The organism is Dietzia sp. B32, assembly GCF_024732245.1.
GTDB lineage: Bacteria > Actinomycetota > Actinomycetes > Mycobacteriales > Mycobacteriaceae > Dietzia.
This window is the reverse complement of the sequence record NZ_CP093845.1, coordinates 3,356,888-3,375,256: the sequence shown is the minus strand read 5'-3', so window position 1 is coordinate 3,375,256 and position 18,369 is coordinate 3,356,888. Positions and strand designations below refer to the sequence as shown.

General features: G+C 71.5%; 19 protein-coding genes. 9 read left to right on the top strand and 10 right to left on the bottom strand.

Annotated elements, in window-relative coordinates:
• Positions 1–74: 74 nt before the first annotated feature.
• Entirely contained in the window at positions 75–362 is a 288-nt protein-coding gene (locus tag L8M95_RS15950) for a hypothetical protein (RefSeq protein WP_260487059.1), read from the bottom strand.
• Positions 363–476: 114 nt separating this feature from the next.
• On the opposite strand from L8M95_RS15950, the gene L8M95_RS17545 reads away from it, so the two are divergent.
• Positions 477–878 carry a cold-shock protein gene (locus tag L8M95_RS17545; protein ID WP_312027423.1) on the top strand — a complete coding sequence of 134 codons (402 nt, stop codon included), beginning with the start codon at positions 477–479 and terminating at the stop codon, positions 876–878.
• A gap of 8 nt (positions 879–886) precedes the next feature.
• Here the strand turns inward: L8M95_RS17545 and L8M95_RS15940 are convergent, their stop codons facing one another.
• The 3 genes from L8M95_RS15940 to L8M95_RS15930 are packed head-to-tail and all read right to left on the bottom strand — an operon-like array spanning position 887 to position 3,673.
• Positions 887–1,396, bottom strand: coding sequence for a DUF2771 domain-containing protein (locus L8M95_RS15940; protein ID WP_260487058.1), 510 nt, complete (start codon positions 1,394–1,396; stop codon positions 887–889).
• Entirely contained in the window at positions 1,393–2,784 is a 1,392-nt protein-coding gene (locus tag L8M95_RS15935; protein ID WP_260487057.1) for an MFS transporter, read from the bottom strand. Before L8M95_RS15935 ends, L8M95_RS15940 begins: the two co-directional genes overlap by 4 nt.
• On the bottom strand, positions 2,777–3,673 hold the full coding sequence (locus tag L8M95_RS15930) for a glutaminyl-peptide cyclotransferase (protein WP_260487056.1): 897 nt from the start codon (positions 3,671–3,673) through the stop codon (positions 2,777–2,779). Before L8M95_RS15930 ends, L8M95_RS15935 begins: the two co-directional genes overlap by 8 nt.
• A 57-nt stretch (positions 3,674–3,730) precedes the next feature.
• Between L8M95_RS15930 and L8M95_RS15925 the strand changes: the two genes are divergently transcribed.
• Complete coding sequence (locus L8M95_RS15925) at positions 3,731–4,651, top strand: DUF3027 domain-containing protein (protein WP_260487055.1); 921 nt, start codon at positions 3,731–3,733, stop codon at positions 4,649–4,651.
• 5 nt (positions 4,652–4,656) lie between these two features.
• On the opposite strand, the gene L8M95_RS15920 is transcribed toward L8M95_RS15925, so the two are convergent.
• The gene (locus L8M95_RS15920; RefSeq protein ID WP_260487054.1) at positions 4,657–4,926 is read right to left on the bottom strand and encodes a DUF2530 domain-containing protein; all 270 of its coding nucleotides are present in this window, start codon (positions 4,924–4,926) and stop codon (positions 4,657–4,659) included.
• A gap of 76 nt (positions 4,927–5,002) precedes the next feature.
• Here L8M95_RS15920 and L8M95_RS15915 point away from each other — a divergent pair, with 76 nt between their 5' ends.
• Both L8M95_RS15915 and L8M95_RS15910 read left to right on the top strand, forming a co-directional pair.
• Positions 5,003–6,472 carry an NCS2 family permease gene (locus tag L8M95_RS15915; protein WP_260487053.1) on the top strand — a complete coding sequence of 490 codons (1,470 nt, stop codon included), beginning with the start codon at positions 5,003–5,005 and terminating at the stop codon, positions 6,470–6,472.
• 28 nt (positions 6,473–6,500) lie between these two features.
• Positions 6,501–7,337, top strand: a complete 837-nt coding sequence (locus L8M95_RS15910) for an RNA methyltransferase (RefSeq protein WP_260487052.1) — start codon at positions 6,501–6,503, stop codon at positions 7,335–7,337.
• A 92-nt stretch (positions 7,338–7,429) separates the two neighbouring features.
• Here L8M95_RS15910 and L8M95_RS15905 read toward each other — a convergent pair whose 3' ends face one another.
• The 3 genes from L8M95_RS15905 to serC form a co-directional block, all read right to left on the bottom strand.
• Positions 7,430–8,350, bottom strand: a complete 921-nt coding sequence (locus tag L8M95_RS15905) for a DUF6928 family protein (protein WP_260487051.1) — start codon at positions 8,348–8,350, stop codon at positions 7,430–7,432.
• Positions 8,351–8,358: 8 nt separating this feature from the next.
• Entirely contained in the window at positions 8,359–9,300 is a 942-nt protein-coding gene (gene sepH, locus L8M95_RS15900; protein WP_260487050.1) for a septation protein SepH, read from the bottom strand.
• Between the two features lie 184 nt (positions 9,301–9,484).
• Complete coding sequence (gene serC, locus L8M95_RS15895) at positions 9,485–10,609, bottom strand: phosphoserine transaminase (protein ID WP_260487049.1); 1,125 nt, start codon at positions 10,607–10,609, stop codon at positions 9,485–9,487.
• 85 nt (positions 10,610–10,694) lie between these two features.
• On the opposite strand from serC, the gene pdxH reads away from it, so the two are divergent.
• From pdxH to L8M95_RS15875, 4 genes are all read left to right on the top strand, one after another.
• On the top strand, positions 10,695–11,360 hold the full coding sequence (pdxH, locus tag L8M95_RS15890) for a pyridoxamine 5'-phosphate oxidase (RefSeq protein ID WP_260487048.1): 666 nt from the start codon (positions 10,695–10,697) through the stop codon (positions 11,358–11,360).
• A gap of 135 nt (positions 11,361–11,495) precedes the next feature.
• Positions 11,496–12,785: a citrate synthase gene (locus L8M95_RS15885; protein ID WP_260487047.1), complete on the top strand. Its 1,290-nt coding sequence runs from the start codon at positions 11,496–11,498 to the stop codon at positions 12,783–12,785.
• A 31-nt stretch (positions 12,786–12,816) separates the two neighbouring features.
• Positions 12,817–13,173, top strand: a complete 357-nt coding sequence (locus L8M95_RS15880; protein ID WP_067712656.1) for an FKBP-type peptidyl-prolyl cis-trans isomerase — start codon at positions 12,817–12,819, stop codon at positions 13,171–13,173.
• 167 nt (positions 13,174–13,340) lie between these two features.
• Positions 13,341–13,727, top strand: coding sequence for a hypothetical protein (locus L8M95_RS15875; protein WP_260487046.1), 387 nt, complete (start codon positions 13,341–13,343; stop codon positions 13,725–13,727).
• A gap of 58 nt (positions 13,728–13,785) precedes the next feature.
• On the opposite strand, the gene L8M95_RS15870 is transcribed toward L8M95_RS15875, so the two are convergent.
• Together L8M95_RS15870 and L8M95_RS15865 are read right to left on the bottom strand one after the other, a co-directional pair.
• The gene (locus L8M95_RS15870) at positions 13,786–15,702 is read right to left on the bottom strand and encodes an AMP-binding protein (RefSeq protein ID WP_260487045.1); all 1,917 of its coding nucleotides are present in this window, start codon (positions 15,700–15,702) and stop codon (positions 13,786–13,788) included.
• 62 nt (positions 15,703–15,764) lie between these two features.
• Positions 15,765–17,291 (bottom strand): acetyl-CoA carboxylase carboxyltransferase subunit alpha/beta, encoded by a 1,527-nt coding sequence (locus L8M95_RS15865; RefSeq protein ID WP_260487044.1) that lies wholly within the window; start codon positions 17,289–17,291, stop codon positions 15,765–15,767.
• A gap of 96 nt (positions 17,292–17,387) precedes the next feature.
• Here L8M95_RS15865 and L8M95_RS15860 point away from each other — a divergent pair, with 96 nt between their 5' ends.
• The gene (locus L8M95_RS15860; RefSeq protein ID WP_260489287.1) at positions 17,388–18,134 is read left to right on the top strand and encodes an enoyl-CoA hydratase; all 747 of its coding nucleotides are present in this window, start codon (positions 17,388–17,390) and stop codon (positions 18,132–18,134) included.
• Positions 18,135–18,369: the final 235 nt, after the last annotated feature.

Here is an 18,369-nt window from a genome sequence, read left to right as displayed (position 1 = left end):
TGGGGTGGTACAGGCCGGATCGCTACGTCGTTATCCGCTCGTTACCTGGGAGGTTCGAGTGCGGGTGCGCTTGGTCACACCTTGGGCGGGCGCGAGCCCAGGATGGCGTACAGCAGTCCCAGCAGGAACCCGACCGGGGTGAACAGCATCGCGCCGAGATAGAGGACCGTGGGGGCGTCACGCCCGAGCACGAACGGGGTGAGTGCGGCCGCGACCGTGAACGCCACCCCGATCGCGAAGATGACGAGCGCCGTCACGAACAGGCCCCGACGTCGCGGGGTCGGGGCGTCGTGTGCCCGGGCGGGCGCCGCGGTGTCGGGTGTCCAGGGGTCGCCGGCGGGGCGTCGATCGTCGGAGGTCACACCGGGAGGTTACCGTTCGCCTCGCGGTGGGCACCAACGCGCACGAGGGTAGTCTCGGGGTGTCAATCGAGGTGGCCGGTCGCGTTCGCGCGCTCGGCCGGGAGGTGGTTCGCGGTGCCCAGCGGCAAGGTCAAGTGGTACGACGCGGAGAAGGGCTTCGGCTTCCTGTCCCAGGAGGGCGGCGAGGACGTCTATGTGCGCTCCGACGCACTTCCCGCGGGAGTGGAGACGCTGCGTCCGCGGCAGCGCGTGGAGTTCGACATGGTCTCCGGCCGCCGCGGCCCCCAGGCGCTGCGCGTGGTGGTCCACGACGAGCCGACCGTCGCCGAGGAGCGTGCCCCGAGAAGTGGCCCCCGACGCTCCGCGGACGAGCTGCACGGGATGGTCGAGGACATGATCAAGGTCCTCGAGTCGACCGTCCAGCCCGAGTTGCGCCGCGGTCACCGACCCGACGCCAAGGTCTCGGGCCGGGTCGCCTCGGTGCTGCGGGCGGTGGCCCGTGAACTGGACAGCTGATCCACGGATCAGTCGTCGTAGGTGAAGCTCACCGACCACTCGCCGTTGAGGATCGTCTCCGAGCCGTCCCCGGCGTAGACGAGCGCCACCGAACGGAGGGCCAGGCCCTCGAGGCGGCCCTCGTCCGGGGTGGTCACGGGTACGAGTAGCTGCGCGGGCCCGCCCGCCTCGACCGTGTACTCGCGGGTGCCGCCGGCGCGGACCTCGTAGACGTCGATCGTCGAGTCCTGCAGTTCTCCCGGCAGCCGGACCGTGAGGGTGTGTTCATCCTGTACCCGGAAGTCGCCCACCGGGTTGGTGAAGGTGTTGCCGTCCAGGTCGGTCGCGGCGAACGGCAGTACCGTCACCTGGGAGCGGTCACTGGCGACGGTGACCTCCGGAAGCTTGCCGTACCTGGACTCGGAGCCCTGCCACGCACCGACGATCGCGGCGATCATGATGATCATCCACGCCGCGATCACCCAGGTGACGGGACGGACACGGGAGCCGGTCGACGGGGTCTCGTTGCGGGAACTCACCCCTCCATTCTGCCGAGGGGTCGGGTGTCGGCCACACCCGGGTCACGGGGCGGGCCCGGGAAGCGCGGTCGGTTGCCGCCGAGGCCGGGGACGAGGGTGGACCCACGGCCGGTCAGTTGGGACTGGGTGAACATCAGGGCCCCGACCACGGCGATCACCGAGAACCCGACGGTGAAGTCCGGCGGTAACAACACGCCCAGCGCACCGCCCAGGACCCACGCCAGTTGCAGTGCGGTCTCGGACCGCCCGAACGCGGACGACCGCGCGGCGTCCGGGATGTCGGTCTGGAGGGACGCGTCGAGGGCCACCTTGCCCAGGGCACTGCACACCGCCGCGACGAGGGCGAGGACCGCAGCGGCCCAGATGGTCCCGAGGAAGGCGGCGACGACGGCGGCCGCCAGGGCTGCTCCCCCCGCGATGCCGGTGATCCGCTCGGGCCGTCCCAGGGTGAGCCGAGCCCCCACGGCGTTGCCCGCGAAGGTGCCCAGCCCACCGGCTGCGCCCGCGATCGCCAGGAGGCCCGCCTGCTCGACCGCGGAGGCGCCCTCCTGGGCCTTGGCGACGAACGCGAGGAACAGGGTGAGGAAACCGGTCATGAATCGCACGAGCGACACCGCCCACAGGTTCGCCAAGACGTTTCTGCCAAGCGGCCGGGTGAGCACGGCCTTGAGGCCGCTGGCCAGTGATCGGCCCCGCTCCATCCGCAGGGTGGCGGACTCCTCGCCCTCCGACGCCTCGGCGTGCGCCGGGATGGTCATCGCGACGTAGGCCGCGACGAGCGCGACCGCGGCGAGCAACCACAGCGCGGCGTTCGAGTCCCACAGCCACGCCACCGCGCCGGCCGCCGCCCCCGCGACCAGACTGCCGCCGACGTGCCCGAGGACGGTGAGACGGGAATTGGTGCGGACCAGGTCCAGAGCCGGGGGCAACACGTGCGGGGTGATGGACGCCTTGACGACGCCGAACGTCTTGGACAGCACCAGCATGCCCAGGGCCAGCGGGTAGAGGAGCCACGAGTCGAAGTTGAGCGCGAGGATGACGGCGAGCACCGCGCGCAGGGTGAACGTCAGCGAGACGGTCAACCTGCGGCCGCTGCGCAGGCGGTCCAGGGCGGGGCCGATGACCGGAGCGACCAGTGCGAACGGGGCCACCGTGACCAGGAGGTACAGGGCCACGTTGGCCTGGGACTCCGCGGTCGCCGCGGAGAAGAAGAGGGTGTTGGCCAGGGCCACCGCGAGGATGGCGTCACACGCGAAGTTCGCGACCGTGACGTAGCTGAGGGGAGCCAGCCCGGACCGGCCCGCGCCGTCGGCGTGGAAGACCCGGCGAACGCCCCGCCCTGCGGACGAGAGGGCGCGGCGCGCGGGTCCGGTGGGGCGATCAGCCAACGAGGCGCACCTCGTACAGGTTGGGCCACAGCTTGCCGGTGAGCAGGACGTTCTCGGAGTCCGGCAGTGCCGCGATGCCGTTGAGGACCGCGTCGGGGTCCGCGGGGCGCGGCTGCTCGAGCCGCCCGGCGTCGTAGATCGCGGTGACGTGCCCCGTGGCGGGGTCGATCCGCACGAGTTCGTCGGTCATCCACACGTTCGCCAGGACCGAACCGTCCGCGCATTCCAGTTCGTTGAGACGGGTGACCGGCGCGCCCCCCGAGGTCACCTGCACGCGTCCGGTCGGCTCGAAGGTCACGGGGTCACGGAAGGTGAGGGTGTCGGAACCGTCGCTCATCACCAGGGAGGTGCCGTCGAAGCACAAGCCCCAGCCCTCACCCTCGTAGGGCACCTCCGACCGGACTTCGAGGGTCCGCGGGTCGCGGTTGTGGGCGACGCGGTTCTGCCACGTCAGGGTCCACAGCGTGTCGCCGGTGACGGCGAGCCCCTCGCCGAACTCGTCCGGCGCCATGTCCACCGACGCCGCGGGGTCGCCGCCCTCGAGCGGGCGCCGTTGGACGAGGGAGGCGCCGACCCGCCCCGTCGACTCGTAGATCTCGTCGCCCACCACCTGGAGGCCCTGGGTGAACAGTGACGGGTCGTGCGCCAGGGTGCGCACGACCTCGACCGAGCCGCGCGCGGGTTGCGGGTCCGACGGACCGACGGGCACCCCCCGGCTCGACGAACCGCCGGCGACCGAGCCGGCGGGGATGCTCGACGAGGCCAGCGCGGTGCCGGCGGTGGTGGTGGCGGGCGGGGCGTCGCCGTCTCCCGCGGAACACGCCGTGAGAGCGGCGAGGAGGCTCAGGGAGACGACGAGGGGGCCGACCGGGCCGAGGGCGCTGCGCATGTCCCAAGGATGCCGCACGACGGGCCGGACCGTGACCTCCACGCGGAGTTGCGCATAATGGGAGGGGTGAACACCGAGGTAGGCACGGATCAGGGGTCGGATTTCGACGACGCGCTGCGTGAGCGGCTGGCCTCCGGCGTTGACGTGGCACGTCGGGCGGTCGAGGAGTTCGCCGCCGCGGGAGTGGGGGAGCACCTCGGCAGCACCGTCGAGGCGGACTTCACCACCACGCATCGGTTCGTCTCCGAGCTCCCCGGGTACCGCGGGTGGTACTGGGCCTGCGTCCTCGCGCTCGTACCCGGCGGCGACCTGACCGTCGACGAGATCGCGCTCCTTCCGGGTGCGGATGCGCTGGTCGCCCCCGAGTGGGTGCCGTGGGATCGGCGCATCCGGCCCGGTGACCTCGGTGCCGGCGACCTGCTCCCGCCCCCCGAGGACGACGATCGACTCGTCCCCGGCTACGCGCTGTCCGGCGACGACGAGCTGGACGACCTCGCGGGGCCGATCGGCCTCGGCCGCCCCCGGCACCTGAGCCGGGAGGGGCGGGCCACCGCCGCCGACCGCTGGTCGGCCGAGCGCGGACCCGATGCCGAGATCGCCCGCGCCGCCAAGCACCACTGCGGGTCCTGCGGGTTCCTGGTGCCGGTGGCCGGGTCCCTGGGCGCGATGTTCGGGGTCTGCGCCAACGAGTTCTCCGCCGACGGTCAGGTCGTCCACCTCGGGTACGGCTGCGGAGCCCACAGCGAGGTCGAGATCCCCAGGGACACCGGGCCGGCCGTCGCCGAGGCCTACGACGACGCCGCCGTCGACGTGGTGGTCCTGCCGCAGCAGCTCGCCGCGACCGCACGCGCCCGGGCCGCGACCGCCGACGACCGGACCGCAGGTGCGGCGCCGGCCGGCGAGACGGCCGAGGAGACGGCACCCGCCCCGGAGACCCCGGACAGGGGAGCGGACCCGGAGCCCCCGAGCGGGGTCTGACCCGCTCAGTCCAGGTCGTAGTCCAGTCCCTGCTGGGCGCCCGCACTGCCGCGGAGGACAGCCCGGCGCTGCAGGGCGTAGACGATCGTGCCGACAGCGCCGACGCCGACGCCGACCGCGCCCAGGATGACCGAGCGCATGTCGACCTCGTCCATGAGCATGTGCGACAGGAGGGCCAGTGTCCACGCCAACGTCCCGATGATCACGACGGGCCTCGGGTCCAACAGATAGGCGGGGATCCTCGGCACCCGCGGGTCTGTCGGCTCGTCCGTCATGACCGCGACGCTACCGCAGGCGGCGGGACGGTTACTCTATGACGGTTCCTCACCCACAGCTCAGGAAGGTCACCAGATGTCGCAGAGCACCGGGGCCCCGTCGCAGCCCCCCACGAAGGTCGGGGCGCTCGATCGCTACTTCAAGATCAGCGAGCGCGGCTCGACGGTGTCCCGCGAGGTCCGCGGCGGGCTCGTCAGCTTCTTCGCGATGGCCTACATCATCATCCTCAACCCGCTGATCCTCGGTTCCGGCACCGACGTCGAGGGCAACCAGCTCTCGATCGTCGAGATCGCCGCCGTCACCGCCTTCACCGCGGGCGTCATGACCATCGCGTTCGGCGCGATCGCGCGGTACCCGTTCGCATTCGCCACCGGGCTGGGGATCAACTCGCTCGTCGCCGTCACCATCGCCCAGCAGGTGACCTGGGCCGAGGCCATGGGGCTGGTGGTGATCGAGGGCATCATCATCGTGATCCTGGCGGTGACCGGGTTCCGTACCGCCGTGTTCAATGCGGTGCCCCCCGAGCTCAAGGCGGCCATCGCCGTCGGCATCGGTCTGTTCATCGCCATGGTCGGCGTCGTCGACTCCGGGTTCGTGCGCCGACTCCCCGACGCGGCCGGCACCACCGTCCCGGTGGGCCTCGGCATCAACGGTTCCATCGCCTCGTGGCCCACCTTCGTCTTCGTCTTCGGTCTCCTGCTCTGCGGAATCCTCGTCGCACGCCAGATCCGCGGCGGGTTGTTCATCGGGATCGTCGTCACCGCGGTCTTCGCGGTGATCGTCGAGGCCCTCGCCGACGCCGGGCCGTCCTTCGTCGACGGTGAGCCCAACCCGACCGGCTGGGGCCTCGCGGTTCCCGGCATCCCCGACTCGCTCGGCGGCATCCCCAACCTGTCCCTCATCGGTCAGGTCGACCTCATCGGTGCGTTCGTCCGCATCGGGCCGCTGGCCGCGGGACTGTTCGTCTTCACCCTGCTGCTCGCCAACTTCTTCGACGCCATGGGCACCTTCACCGGCCTCGGCAAGGAAGCCGAGCTCATGGACGACAAGGGCAACCTGCCCAACATGAAGGCCGCGCTGGTCGTCGAGGGATTCGGTGCCGTCGCCGGCGGTCTGACCTCGTCGTCGTCCAACACCGTGTTCCTCGAGTCCGCCTCCGGCATCGCCGAGGGAGCCCGGACGGGACTGGCGAACGTCGTCACGGGCGGGTTGTTCCTGCTGGCGATGTTCTTCACCCCGCTGTACGAGGTCGTCCCGGTCGAGGCCGCGGCCCCGGCGCTGGTGATCGTGGGTGCGCTGATGATCTCGCAGATCAAGGCCATCGACCTGACCAACTTCGCGGTCGCGTTGCCGGCGTTCCTCACGATCGTGGCCATGCCGTTCACCTACTCCATCGCCAACGGCATCGGCATCGGCTTCATCGCCTGGGTCGTCATGGCCACCGCCACCGGCAAGGGCCGCACCGTCCACCCGATTCTGTGGATCGTCGCGGTCGCGTTCGTCGTGTACTTCGCGATCGGGCCCATCACCGACGCGCTCGCCTGACCGGCCGGCAGAGAGGAGAGATCGAACCGTGCACGTCGTCGATGTCTCCGATCCCGCCGACCCCAGGCTGGACGATCTCCGCGACCTCAATAATTCCGACCGTCGGCCCGATCTGCCCGGCGGTCGGGGGTTGGTGATCGCCGAGGGCACGTACGTCGTGGGTCGCATGCTGCTCTCCCGGTTCCGGCCCCACGTCATCCTCGGAACCGATGCGCGGTTGCAGCAACTGCGCCGGGAGGCCGCCGCCGAGGGATGGGACGCCGACGAACGGGCGCCCGACGCGGTGTACCTGCGCACCACCAAGGACGTCCTCAGCGAGGTGATCGGCTTCCGGTCCAGCCGCGACATCCTCGCCGCGGCGGACCGGCCCACGCCACTGGCGGTCGAGGAGGTGGTGGAGGGCGCGCGGACGCTCGTGGTGCTCGAAGGCGTCAACGACCCCGAGAACCTCGGCGCGATCTTCCGCAACTGCGCCGCGCTCGGGGTGGACGGCGTGCTGTTCGGGGCCGCCGCCGGGGACCCGCTCTATCGCCGGGTCGTTCGGGTGTCGATGGGACACGTCCTCCGCCTGCCGTTCGCCCACCTCCCCGGCACGCCCACCACCTGGCAGCGGTCCCTCGAGGACCTGCGGGAGGACGGCTTCCGGACGGTCGCACTGACGCCGTCCGCAGACACCCCGCTGTCCCGGGCCGTCGACGTGGACAAGGTGGCGTTCGTCCTCGGCGCGGAGGGGCCGGGGCTCACCGAGCACGCCATGCGGGCCTGCGACGTGCGGGCCGCGATCCCCATGACCGACGGCACGGACTCGCTCAACGTCGCCACGGCCGCCGCGGTCGCGTTCTACGAGCGGTCCCGCCGGGACTGACCGCGCCGCCAGCCCTTCCGCGAGCAGAGAGGCGCCCGGAACGGACCAGAGCGGGCAGTGAGCGGGCGGTACCCGGGGGAAGGGTGGCCCTGCTAGCGGGATCCGCCGCCGCGCCGACGGCGGGACACCGAATCCGCGCCGCGGCGCACCGCGTCACCGACCACACCGGCGATACCGCGGATCCGGCCACCTCGCGCACCCGCGCCCGGGCCCCGGGAGCCCGGTGGGAGCCGCTCGTAGTCGTCGTCGGCGTACGGGGAGGACCCGTCGGCCCCGCGGTCGGAGTCGGCATCCGGGTCGGGACCGGCGCCCGCGGCACGCCGGGCGGCGGCGTGGAGCTCGGCCCGCGACGGCATCCCCACCACGTGCAGGGCCGGCCCCGCGAGCGGTGTGTGCTGACGGACCTCGCGACGACCGTCGGTGGCGAATCCGTGGACCGGGACGTCGAGACCGCCCGGCTCCAGGTCGAAGCCGAGCCATTCACGGTGGGCGGCATGGAGGAGCGACGACGGCGAGAACGGCAGCGCCAGGAGGTTGTCCGCAGCCCGGTCCAGCGGGAACTCGCCGGCCCAGTAGGGGCGTTCGAACGGCAGCGGCATGCCCTCGTCCTCGACGATCCGGTCGTCGGCGCCGGCGAACGCCCGCACGAGCCGGCCGGATTCCCAGCGGGCGAACCCGCTCACCCCGGTCTCGGCGTCCTGGGCGAACAGCAGGACAGTGGGTGCCTCCACCAGCCGCAGCCACGTCTCGGCGGTGGCGGACGGGGTGAGAGGGCCCTCGACCGGGGTCTGGACGACGGTGAGTCCCGGGAACGACCCCACGTAGATCTCACCCGGCCCGACCGACGCCGACCGGTTGAGCGGGAACGAACCCAGGGACGCCACCGTGACGGTGGGGAACAGTCGCGACAGCAGGCGGCGCGCGAAACCGGGGTCGGACGGACGTCCCGCCCGGATCGGTGCGGCGGGATCGTCCGTGGCCAGGTACCAGAAGGTCGCGACGTGATGGCCCATGACCGGACTCAGTCGTCCTTGCCGCGGACCCCGAGCAGGACGTCCTCCCACGACGGCATCGTGGGATGACGGCGCGCGGGGCGTCGTTCGGGTTCGGTGGGCGTGGGCTGGAGGAAGTCCTCGTCGTCGTCGTTCCCGGCACGGTTCCCTCCGGTGCCCGTCCCCCCGGACGCCGACTCCGACGACCCGGACTCCACCGGCCCCGCCACCGCGGGCGCTGCCGGCGCGGCCGGGGTGACCGGCGCCGAGGGGGTCCCCGTCGCGGCGGGGGTGACGGGCGCGGCGGTCGGGGCCGGAACCGCCCGGATCGGCGGCGGCCCGGGCGGGAGCGGGGGAGGCGAGGAGACCGAACGCAGGGCCGTCGCGCGCGACGGGTCGAGGATGTTCTCGGCCTCGTCGTCGAGTGCGCGGGCCGACCCGCCGTGCGAGTCGGGGACGAACGACCACGTGGCGCTGGCGTCGTCGGACAATCCCGCCGGCCAGGAGGTCCTGACGACCCACCCGCCCGACCGGTCACGCCAGGCGTCCCAGGTGACCAGGTCCGGATCGACCCCGCGGCGGTCGAGGGCGGCGCCCACCCGGTCGGCGAGGGTGTCCAGCGACGGACCGTCCGGCAGTACCGGGTGAGAGGACCGGGCCATGTCCGCCGCGTTGGAACGCTCCAACAACACGGGTACGGCGAAGCCCTGGATCCGCGACAACGAGACCCCGGCGTCGGCGGCGACCTCCTCCGGGGAGGCGCCGTGCCGGATACGGTCCTGGATCTCACGGGGACGCAGGGTGCCGGTCACGGGAGCCCGCCCGGTCCCGCCGCCGGGTACGAACTCACCACGGGCGGCCGCGCGAAGGCGGTCGTCGAGTGGGAGGGAGAACTTCTCGCCGGAGTCCGGGACCTCGCATTCGACGACCGACGACTCGGTGTCCACACCGACGATCCTCAGCTTCCGCATGCCGCCTCCTCGACTCCTCGCGGCCCCGTCGGCGACCCGAGCGGTCCGCTACCCGGGGCCTGGGCGCGTCCTCACATGGTAGGGCAGCGCAGCCCACCCGGCGCGCGGACGGGCCGGGTGGGCTGCGGAAAACCTGCTCGGGCGACTCCGGAGGTGACCCCGGTGGTGCCCGGAGAGGGTCGGATCAGGCGAGCTGGCCGACCACGTGATCGATGCAGCGGGTCAGCTGCGTGACGTCCTCCGGCTCGATCGCCGGGAACATGCCGATGCGCAGCTGGTTGCGGCCGAGCTTGCGGTACGGCTCGGTGTCGAGGATGCCGTTGGCCCGGAGGGTCTTGGCGACCTTGGCCGCGTCGATCTTCTCGTCCAGGTCGATGGTGCCGACGACCTGCGAGCGGTGGGCCGCCTCGGCCACGAACGGGGTGGCGTAGTCGCTGGCCTCGGCCCAGTCGTACAGGCGGGACGAGGAGTCCTTGGTCCGCGCGACGCACCAGTCCAGGCCGCCCCGGGTGTTCATCCACTCGATCTGGTCGGCGAACATCAGCAGGGTGGCCACGGCCGGGGTGTTGTACGTCTGGTTCTTGGACGAGTTGTCCACCGCGGTCGGCAGGGACAGGAAGTCCGGGCACCAGCGGTCGGTGGCGGCGATCTCGTCGACCCGCTCGAGCGCGGCCGGGCTCATGATCGACACCCACAGGCCGCCGTCCGAGGCGAACGACTTCTGCGGGGCGAAGTAGTAGACGTCGGTGTCGGCGATGTCGACGGGCAGCCCGCCGGCGCCGGAGGTGGCGTCGATCGCGATGAGTGCGTTCTCCGACCCGGCCGGGCGGGACACGGGGAGCATGACACCGGTCGAGGTCTCGTTGTGCGCCCAGCCGATGAGGTCCACCGACGGGTCGGACGTGGGCTCGGGCGCGGTGCCGGGCTCCGAGGAGATGACGATCGGGTCGTCCAGGAACGGCGCGCCGCCGGTGACCTTGGCGAACTTGGACGAGAACTCGCCGTAGGTCAGGTGCAGGGACTTGGAGCGCACGAGCCCGAACGCGGCGGCGTCCCAGAACGCGGTGGTGCCGCCGTTGCCCAGCACGACCTCGTACCCCTCGGGGAGGGAGAAGAGCGAGGCCAGGCCGTCGCGGACGCGGCCCACGACGTCCTTGACCGGCTTCTGCCGGTGGCTGGTGCCCATCACGGTGGTGGCGGCGTCGGACACGGCCGCGATCTGCTCGGGACGGACCTTGGACGGGCCGCAGCCGAAGCGGCCGTCGGCGGGCTTGAGGTCGGCGGGGATGGTGGGCAGCTGATCGCTCATGCTCTTGGGGTGCCGTTCCTTGTGGTGGTGTGGGACGGGTCCATCGTAGTCCGGCCCGTCCGGGGCCCGGAGTACCGTCTGGGTCATGGAGGAACCAGCCCTGGAACCGACCGACTTCGACGCCATGCGGGTCGGGTACGGCCTGCACCCCCGGCTGGACGTGGCCGACCTCGACGACGGGTGGCTGCCACTGTTCACCGCGTGGTTGGAGGAGGCGGGCCGCCGCGGCGTCCGCGAGCCCAACGCGATGGTGCTCGGCACCGTCGGTGCCGACGGACGGCCCTCGACCAGGACGGTGCTGTGTAAGGGCGCCGACGAACGGGGCATCACGTTCTTCACGACGACGACGTCCCGCAAGGGCGCGCAGTTGGCGGAGACCGGGTACGCGTCGGTGACGTTCCCGTGGTTGGTCGCCGAGCGTCAGGTCCACATCGAGGGCCCGTGCCGTCAGGTCGACCGGGCGGACAGCCTCGACTACTGGCGTACGCGGCCCCGCGGGTCGCAGGTCTCGGCGTGGGCCTCGGAACAGTCCAGGCCGGCCGAGTCGGTGGACGAGTTGGAGTCGCTGTACGCGACCGCCGAGCGGCGGCTGGCCGACGTCGACGAGATCCCGATGCCCGAGCGCTGGGGTGGGTTCCGGCTCGTCCCCGAGCGGGTGGAGTTCTGGCAGGGTGGCCCGGACCGTTTCCACGACCGCATCGAGTCCCTGCTCTCGGGGGAGAGCTGGACGGCCCGCAGACTGCAGCCCTGACCGCCCGCACGGGCCCGCGGGGGGAGAGTCGCAGAACTCCCTTCGAACCGTTGTCGACCGCCACGGTAGGGTGTGGCACAGCACATTCGTGGCGGGATTCAGGCCGCCGGGACCAGTCGTCGGAGAGGGAATCGCGTGACCGCAGGCTCGAACGGTTCGGACCGCAAGGCAACACTGTCCTACCCCGGCGGTGAGCTCGGACTCGATGTGGTGGAAGCGACCTGCGGAAGCGACGCGGTGCAGTTGGGTTCGCTGCTGGCCAAGACGGGGATGACCACCCTGGACGTGGGATTCGTCAACACCTCCGCGTGCACCTCCTCGATCACCTACATCGACGGCAACGAGGGGATCCTCCGCCACCGTGGGTACCCGATCGACCAGCTCGCCGACAACGCGTCCTTCCTCGAGGTCTCCTATCTCCTCATCTACGGCGAGGACCCCACGGAGGCCCAGCTCGCCGACTTCACCGAGAAGGTCCTCGGCGAGACGTCGCTGCCCGGCCAGATGATGCCGCTGCTGCAGGCCTTCCCCCGGGACACCCACCCGATGCCCGTCCTGTCCGCCGGCGTGAGTCTCTTCGGCACCCACGGTGACGACCTGGACATCGATGACCCCAAGGCCGTCGACCTGGCGACCGCGCGCCTGCTGGGTCGGGGTCCGACCCTCGCCGCCGCCATCGAGCGCATCCGCAACGGCCAGGAGGCCATCGACCCGGATCCGTCCCTCGGGTACGTGCGCAACTTCCTGCGCATGACGTTCGGCCCGGACTACGAGGTCACCGACGAGGTCGCCGACGCCCTCGACATGCTCCTGGTCCTGCACGCGGACCACGAGCAGAACTGCTCCACGTCGACCGTCCGCATGGTCGGCTCCTCCGAGGCCCCGCTCTACTCCTCGATCACCGGCGGCATCAACGCCCTGTACGGCCCGCTGCACGGTGGCGCCAACCAGGCCGTGCTGGAGATGCTCGAGCGGATCGAGTCCGAGGGTGGCGACGCCACCGACTACATGGACCGGGTCAAGAACAAGGTCGACGGCGTCAAGCTCATGGGCTTCGGTCACCGCGTCTACAAGAGCTACGACCCGCGTGCCCAGATCGCCAAGAAGCACGCGCACTCCCTGCTGTCGCAGAGCAACGACCCGCTTCTGGAGATCGCCCTCAAGCTGGAGGAGACGGCGCTGGCCGACGACTACTTCGTCGAGCGCAAGCTCTACCCGAACGTCGACTTCTACACTGGCCTCATCTACCGCGCGATGGGCTTCCCGACGGACATGTTCACCGTCCTGTTCGCGCTCGGCCGGATGCCGGGGTGGATCGCGCACTGGCGCGAGATGCGCGAGGATCCCTCTACCAAGATCAACCGCCCGCGTCAGGTCTACACCGGCCCGGCCGAGCGGAGCTTCACCCCGATCAGCCAGCGCTGAACCCGGGAACCTGACTCCAGGAGGAGACACCATGGACAAGCCCGAGATCGACATGCCGACGGGCCCCGCGCCCACCGACCTCGTCGCGGAGGACATCACGGTGGGGGACGGTGCCGAGGCGGTCGCCGGCGGCAACGTCACCGTCCACTACGTGGGGGTCGACTACGAGACCGGTGAGCAGTTCGACTCCTCCTGGGACCGGGGCGAGTCCATCACCTTCCCGCTCAACGGACTCATCCAGGGCTGGCAGGAGGGGATCCCGGGGATGAAGGTCGGCGGTCGCCGCCAGCTGGTGATCCCGCCGGACAAGGCCTACGGCACCTCCGCGGCCCTGCACCCGCTCGGCGGCAAGACCCTGGTGTTCGTCATCGACCTGCTCAACGCCTGAGCCCTCCTCCCAGCCGGGAGACCCGATCGCCCCGTCCTCCCCACGGAGGGCGGGGCGAACGGCGTCGAGGGGAGAATTCGCCCCGATCTGGGCGCACTACGGCGGGCTTGAGTAAAGTCTTTTCTTATCGACGGTGATCAGCGCCGTCCGAACGGGAAAGAATCCTTATGACCCAGCCCATCCGTCGCGCCCTCGCGGCCGTCTCCGCCACTGCTTTCGCCGCCGCCGGTCTCGGTCTCGCGGTCCCCGCCACCGCCACGGCCGCGCCCCGCGTCGAGACCGTGTCCGGGGCCACGTATGTCACCTTCGACGACCTCGCGCCGGGGCAGCTCGACACCGTCGAGGACCTCGCCGAGCAGGTGAACCTGATCTTCCCGGGCGACCAGGAGGTCGTCTTCGTCATCGACAGGAAGGGGCCCCGCTCCGCGATCGGGGTGTACGGGCCCTCTCGCGGCGGGATCTCCCTGGCGGTCGAGTGTGACCCCGCCGTCGACACGTGGGAGTCCCATCTCGCCGGGTCCTGCCAGGGCAACGAGGAATCCCTCCTCGACTGAACGGCTGCCGGAACGGGAGTCCGAGCCCGCCTGCCTCCTGCGGCGGCGGGCTCGGACCCTATCCCTGAGGCCGCAGGAAGGGCGCCAGCGCGTCCAGTACGGCCGGGTCCTCGATCGTCGAGGGCACCACGACGTCCTGCTGTCCGTCGGCGATCTGCCGCATGGTCTTGCGCAGGATCTTGCCCGACCGGGTCTTGGGCAGACCCTGGACGACCGTGCAGTCCCGGAACGTGGCCACCGCCCCGATCTCGTCACGCACCATCGCCACCAGCTCTGCGCGCAATTCCTCGGGGTCCCGGACCTGACCGGACTTGAGGACCACGTATCCGACCGGTCGCTGGCCCTTCAGCTCGTCCCTGACCCCGATCACGGCGGCCTCCGCCACGGCGGGGTGGGTCGCGATGACGGCCTCCATCGACCCGGTCGACAGGCGGTGGCCGGCCACGTTGATCACGTCGTCGGTCCGGCCCATCACATAGACGTAACCGTCGGAGTCGATGTACCCGCCGTCCCCGGTCGAGTAGTACCCGTCGAAGACCGACATGTACGAGGAGACGAACCGCTCGTCGTCCTCCCACAGCCCCGCCAGCGTCCCCGGTGCCATGGGTAGCCTGATGGCGAGATTGCCCTCCTCGCCCGCGGGCAGTGGGTTGCCCTCGCCGTCGAGGACGTGCAGGTCGTACCCGGGCACGGCGACGGTGGGGGAGCCCGCCTTGATCGGCATCGGTTCCAGACCCCGCAGGTTGGAGGCGATCGGCCACCCGGTCTCGGTCTGCCACCAGTTGTCCACAACCGGCTTCGCGAGCTTGTCGGTGGCCCACTGGTAGGTGTCGGGGTCCAGGCGCTCACCCGCGCAGAACAGGGTGCGCATGGAGGACAGGTCGTACTTGTCGACCTCGGCGCCCTCCGGATCCTCCTTGCGCACCGCGCGGACGGCGGTGGGGGCGGTGAACAGCGCGGTGGCACGGTGCTCGGAGATGACCCGCCAGAACGCTCCGGCATCCGGCGTGCCGACCGGCTTGCCCTCGTAGATGATGGACGTCGCGCCGATCAGCAGGGGGGCGTAGACGATGTAGGAGTGGCCCACCACCCAGCCGACGTCCGAGGCGGTCCACCACACCTCACCCGGACGGACCCCGTAGATGTTCCACATCGACCACGCGAGCGCGACAGCATGGCCGCCGTTGTCCCGCACGACGCCCTTGGGCAGTCCCGTGGTACCGGAGGTGTACAGGATGTACAGGGGATCGGTGGCCCTGACGGGCACCGGGGCCGCCCGCTCGGACGCGGCGACGGCGTCCTCCCAGTAGCTCCAGGTGGTGCCCGGTGTCTCCGGGAAGACCTCGTCGGGGAACTGGTCGTGGCGCGGGGCCACGATCACCGCGCCGGGGGTGTGCCGGGTGAGTTCGAGGGCCTTGGCCACCATGGGGAAGTACGGCACCTTGCGGGTCGGTTCGATCCCGCCGTGCGAGGTGACGATGACCTTGGGACGCGCGTCGTCGATCCGGATGGCCAGCTCCGGCGCGGCGAAGCCGCCGAAGACGACCGAGTGCACCGCTCCCAACCGGGCGCACGCGAGCATCGCCACGGCCGCGCGCGGGACCATCGGCGTGTAGATGACGACCCGGTCGCCCCGCCCGACCCCCTCGGCCGCCAGTGCCCCGGCGAACTCCTCGACCCGCGTCAGCAGCTGCGCGTAGGTGATGGTCTCCTTGACGCCGGTCACCGCGGAGTCGTAGATGAACGCGGCCTGATCCCCGCGGCCCGCGTCGACGTGCCGGTCCAGGCAGTTGTAGGAGGTGTTGAGCTCCCCGTCCGGGAACCAGCGGTAGAACGGCGGGCGGGAGCCGTCGACCGCCGTGGTCGGGGGCGTGGTCCAGTCGATGTCCTCGGCGATCTTGAGCCAGAACGCATCGGGATCGCTGATCGAGAGCCGGTGGGCGGCGGCGTAGGCCGAGGTGGTGGAGTCCGACATCGGGAGTTCCCCTCACAGACGGGAGCGTGCCCGCCGATCGGGTCGGTGGGCTGTGACAGGACTCACTCTACGGGTAGGCCGAGGACGCGATACCTCATCATGCGCTCGGCATACCTCCGCTCAGGGGGGCGTCTGCGGACCTCGAGGAGGGCGGCCGCGACGGCGTCGGCCATGCGGTCGCAGAAGGCGTCCGGTTCGTCGGCGGCGTCGGGCTTCTCGGGGACCACCACGTCCACGATCCCGGCCTGCAGCAGGTCGGTGGAGGTGATCCCCTGCGAGCGGGCGACCTCGGGCGCGCGGGTGGTCTCGTGGTGGAGGATGGCGCTGGCACCCTCGGGCGGGAGCGGCGCGAGCCACCCGTGTCTCGCGCACAGGACCCGGTCGGCCGGCAGCAGTGCGAGCGCGGCCCCTCCGGTGCCCTGGCCGAGTATCACCGACACGGTCGGCGTGGACAGGGTGACCAGGTCGGCCAGGCTCCGCGCGATCTCGCCGGCCAGGCCACCCTCCTCGGCCTCCCGGGACAGGGCGGCACCCCGGGTGTCGATGAGCAGTACCAGGGGGACACCCATCTCGGCCGCGATCCGCATCCCGCGGCGGGCCGAGCGCAGTGCGGACGGCCCCAGGGGACTCGTCTCGTTCTCCGCATCGCGGTCCTGCGCCAGGACGACCGCGGACTGGCCGCGGAACCTGGCCAGCGAGAGCAGGAGGGATCCGCTGTCCTCTCCCTGGCCGGTGCCGGAGAGCGGAACCCGGCCCGGCGACACACGGTCGAGGAACGCCCGGGCGCCGGGACGGTCGTGGCGACGGGACCGCGTGATGGCATCCCAGGCGTCCGGGGGAGTGCCGTCGTCGGACTCCGGCTCGGGCACCGGCCCGTGCGGGGGGACCGGTTCGTCGTCCGAGGGCGGGTCCTGGCACAGGACCCGCAACGCCCGCGCCGTGAGGTCCCGCAACCCCTCCGGAGGGAGTACGCCGTCGATCATCCCGCGCCGTGCGAGGTTCTCGGAGACCTGGACGCCGTCGGGGAAGGGGGAATCGTAGAGGGCCTCGTACACGCGGGGGCCGAGAAAGCCGATCAGCGCCCCGGGCTCCGCGACGGACACGTGCCCGAGCGAGCCCCAGGACGCGAACACCCCGCCGGTGGTCGGGTGACGCAGGTAGACGAGGTAGGGCAGGCCCGCGGATTTGTGTCCTGCCACCGCCGCCGAGATCTTCACCATCTGCAGGAAGGCGACCGTCCCCTCCTGCATACGGGTCCCCCCGGAGGTGGGCGACGCGAGGATCGGCAGGCCCTCGGCGGTGGCCCGTTCGACCGCCGAGACGATCCGCTCGGCGGCGGCGATCCCGATGGACCCGGCCAGGAAGTCGAACTCGCATGCGATGAGCACCACCCGACGTCCGAGCAGGGTCCCCTCGCCGGTGATGACGGACTCGTCCACCCCCGACTTCCCGGCCGCCCGCAGGAGGGCGTCCTCGTACCCGGGCACCGAGTCCACCTGGGGCGAGCGGACCGGCGCGCCGTCCCATGATCGGAACGAGCCGTCGTCGAGGACCAGGTCGAGGATCTGTAGAGCTCCGGTTCGCGCCATGACCGCATCGTACGGTGGGGGTGACTACCAGCCGGTATCCTCGGCCCAGGGGTGCGCCGCCGCACCCCCCGTCCCGCAGAGGAGGCCCCCGCCGCCATGATCGTCACCCGCAGGGACGGCGCAGTAGTCGTCGTCACCATCGACCGCCACGAGACCCGAAATGCACTCGACGCCGAGGTGTGCACCGCGCTCCGGGAGGCCGTGGAGGCGGCCGGCGCGGAGGCCGAGTCCGAGGATCCGGTCCGAGCGATCGTCGTCACGGGCGCGGGGTCCGCGTTCTGCGCCGGGGCCGACCTGTCCGGCGGGGTGTACAACTCGAACTTCTATGACGCGCACGCCGGCATGCTCCGTGCCGTCGAGTCGGTCCCCGTGCCGGTGATCGCCGCCGTCAACGGACCTGCCGTCGGCGCCGGGGTGCAGCTCGCCCTGGCCGCGGATCTCCGGGTCGTGGCACCGGGCGCGGTCTTCGCGGTGCCGGTCGTCAAGGTGGGCCTGGCGCTCGACAACTGGACGATCAAGCGGCTGGCCAACGTCGTCGGCGGCGGACACGCCCGCTCGGTGCTCATGACCGCCCGGCCCGTCGGCGCGGAGGAGGCGGCCCGGATCGGGCTCGCCAACGAGATCGGCGACATGGAGGCGGCCATGGAGCTCGCCGCCGAGCTCGCGCGCTCCGCGCCGCTGAGCCTGAGACACATCAAAACCGTCATCAACGACGACGACGCCCGACTGCTCCCGCGAGACGAGCACACCGAGCTCCAGCTGAGGGCGTGGAGCAGTGAGGACATGGCCGAGGCCCGGGCCGCCCGCGCCGAGAAGCGTCCCCCCGTCTTCCGGGGGCGCTGAACGGCCCACCGACAGGAGATCGCCCCGCGGCGGCCCGTCAGGTGTCGACACCGCGCGGCCCCCGGCCCGGGTACGATTCCAGCGCCCGACCCGGATCCGCCTGACGTGGGCGTCTGGCACTGCCCCGGGTACCTAAGATCCAGGGGGAACGCCAGCGATGGCCAGGCACAGCGCGTCGCCGCAGAGTGGGAATCCGACGGCCCGGAGAGTGGTCCTCGTCGGGGGTGCACTCCTC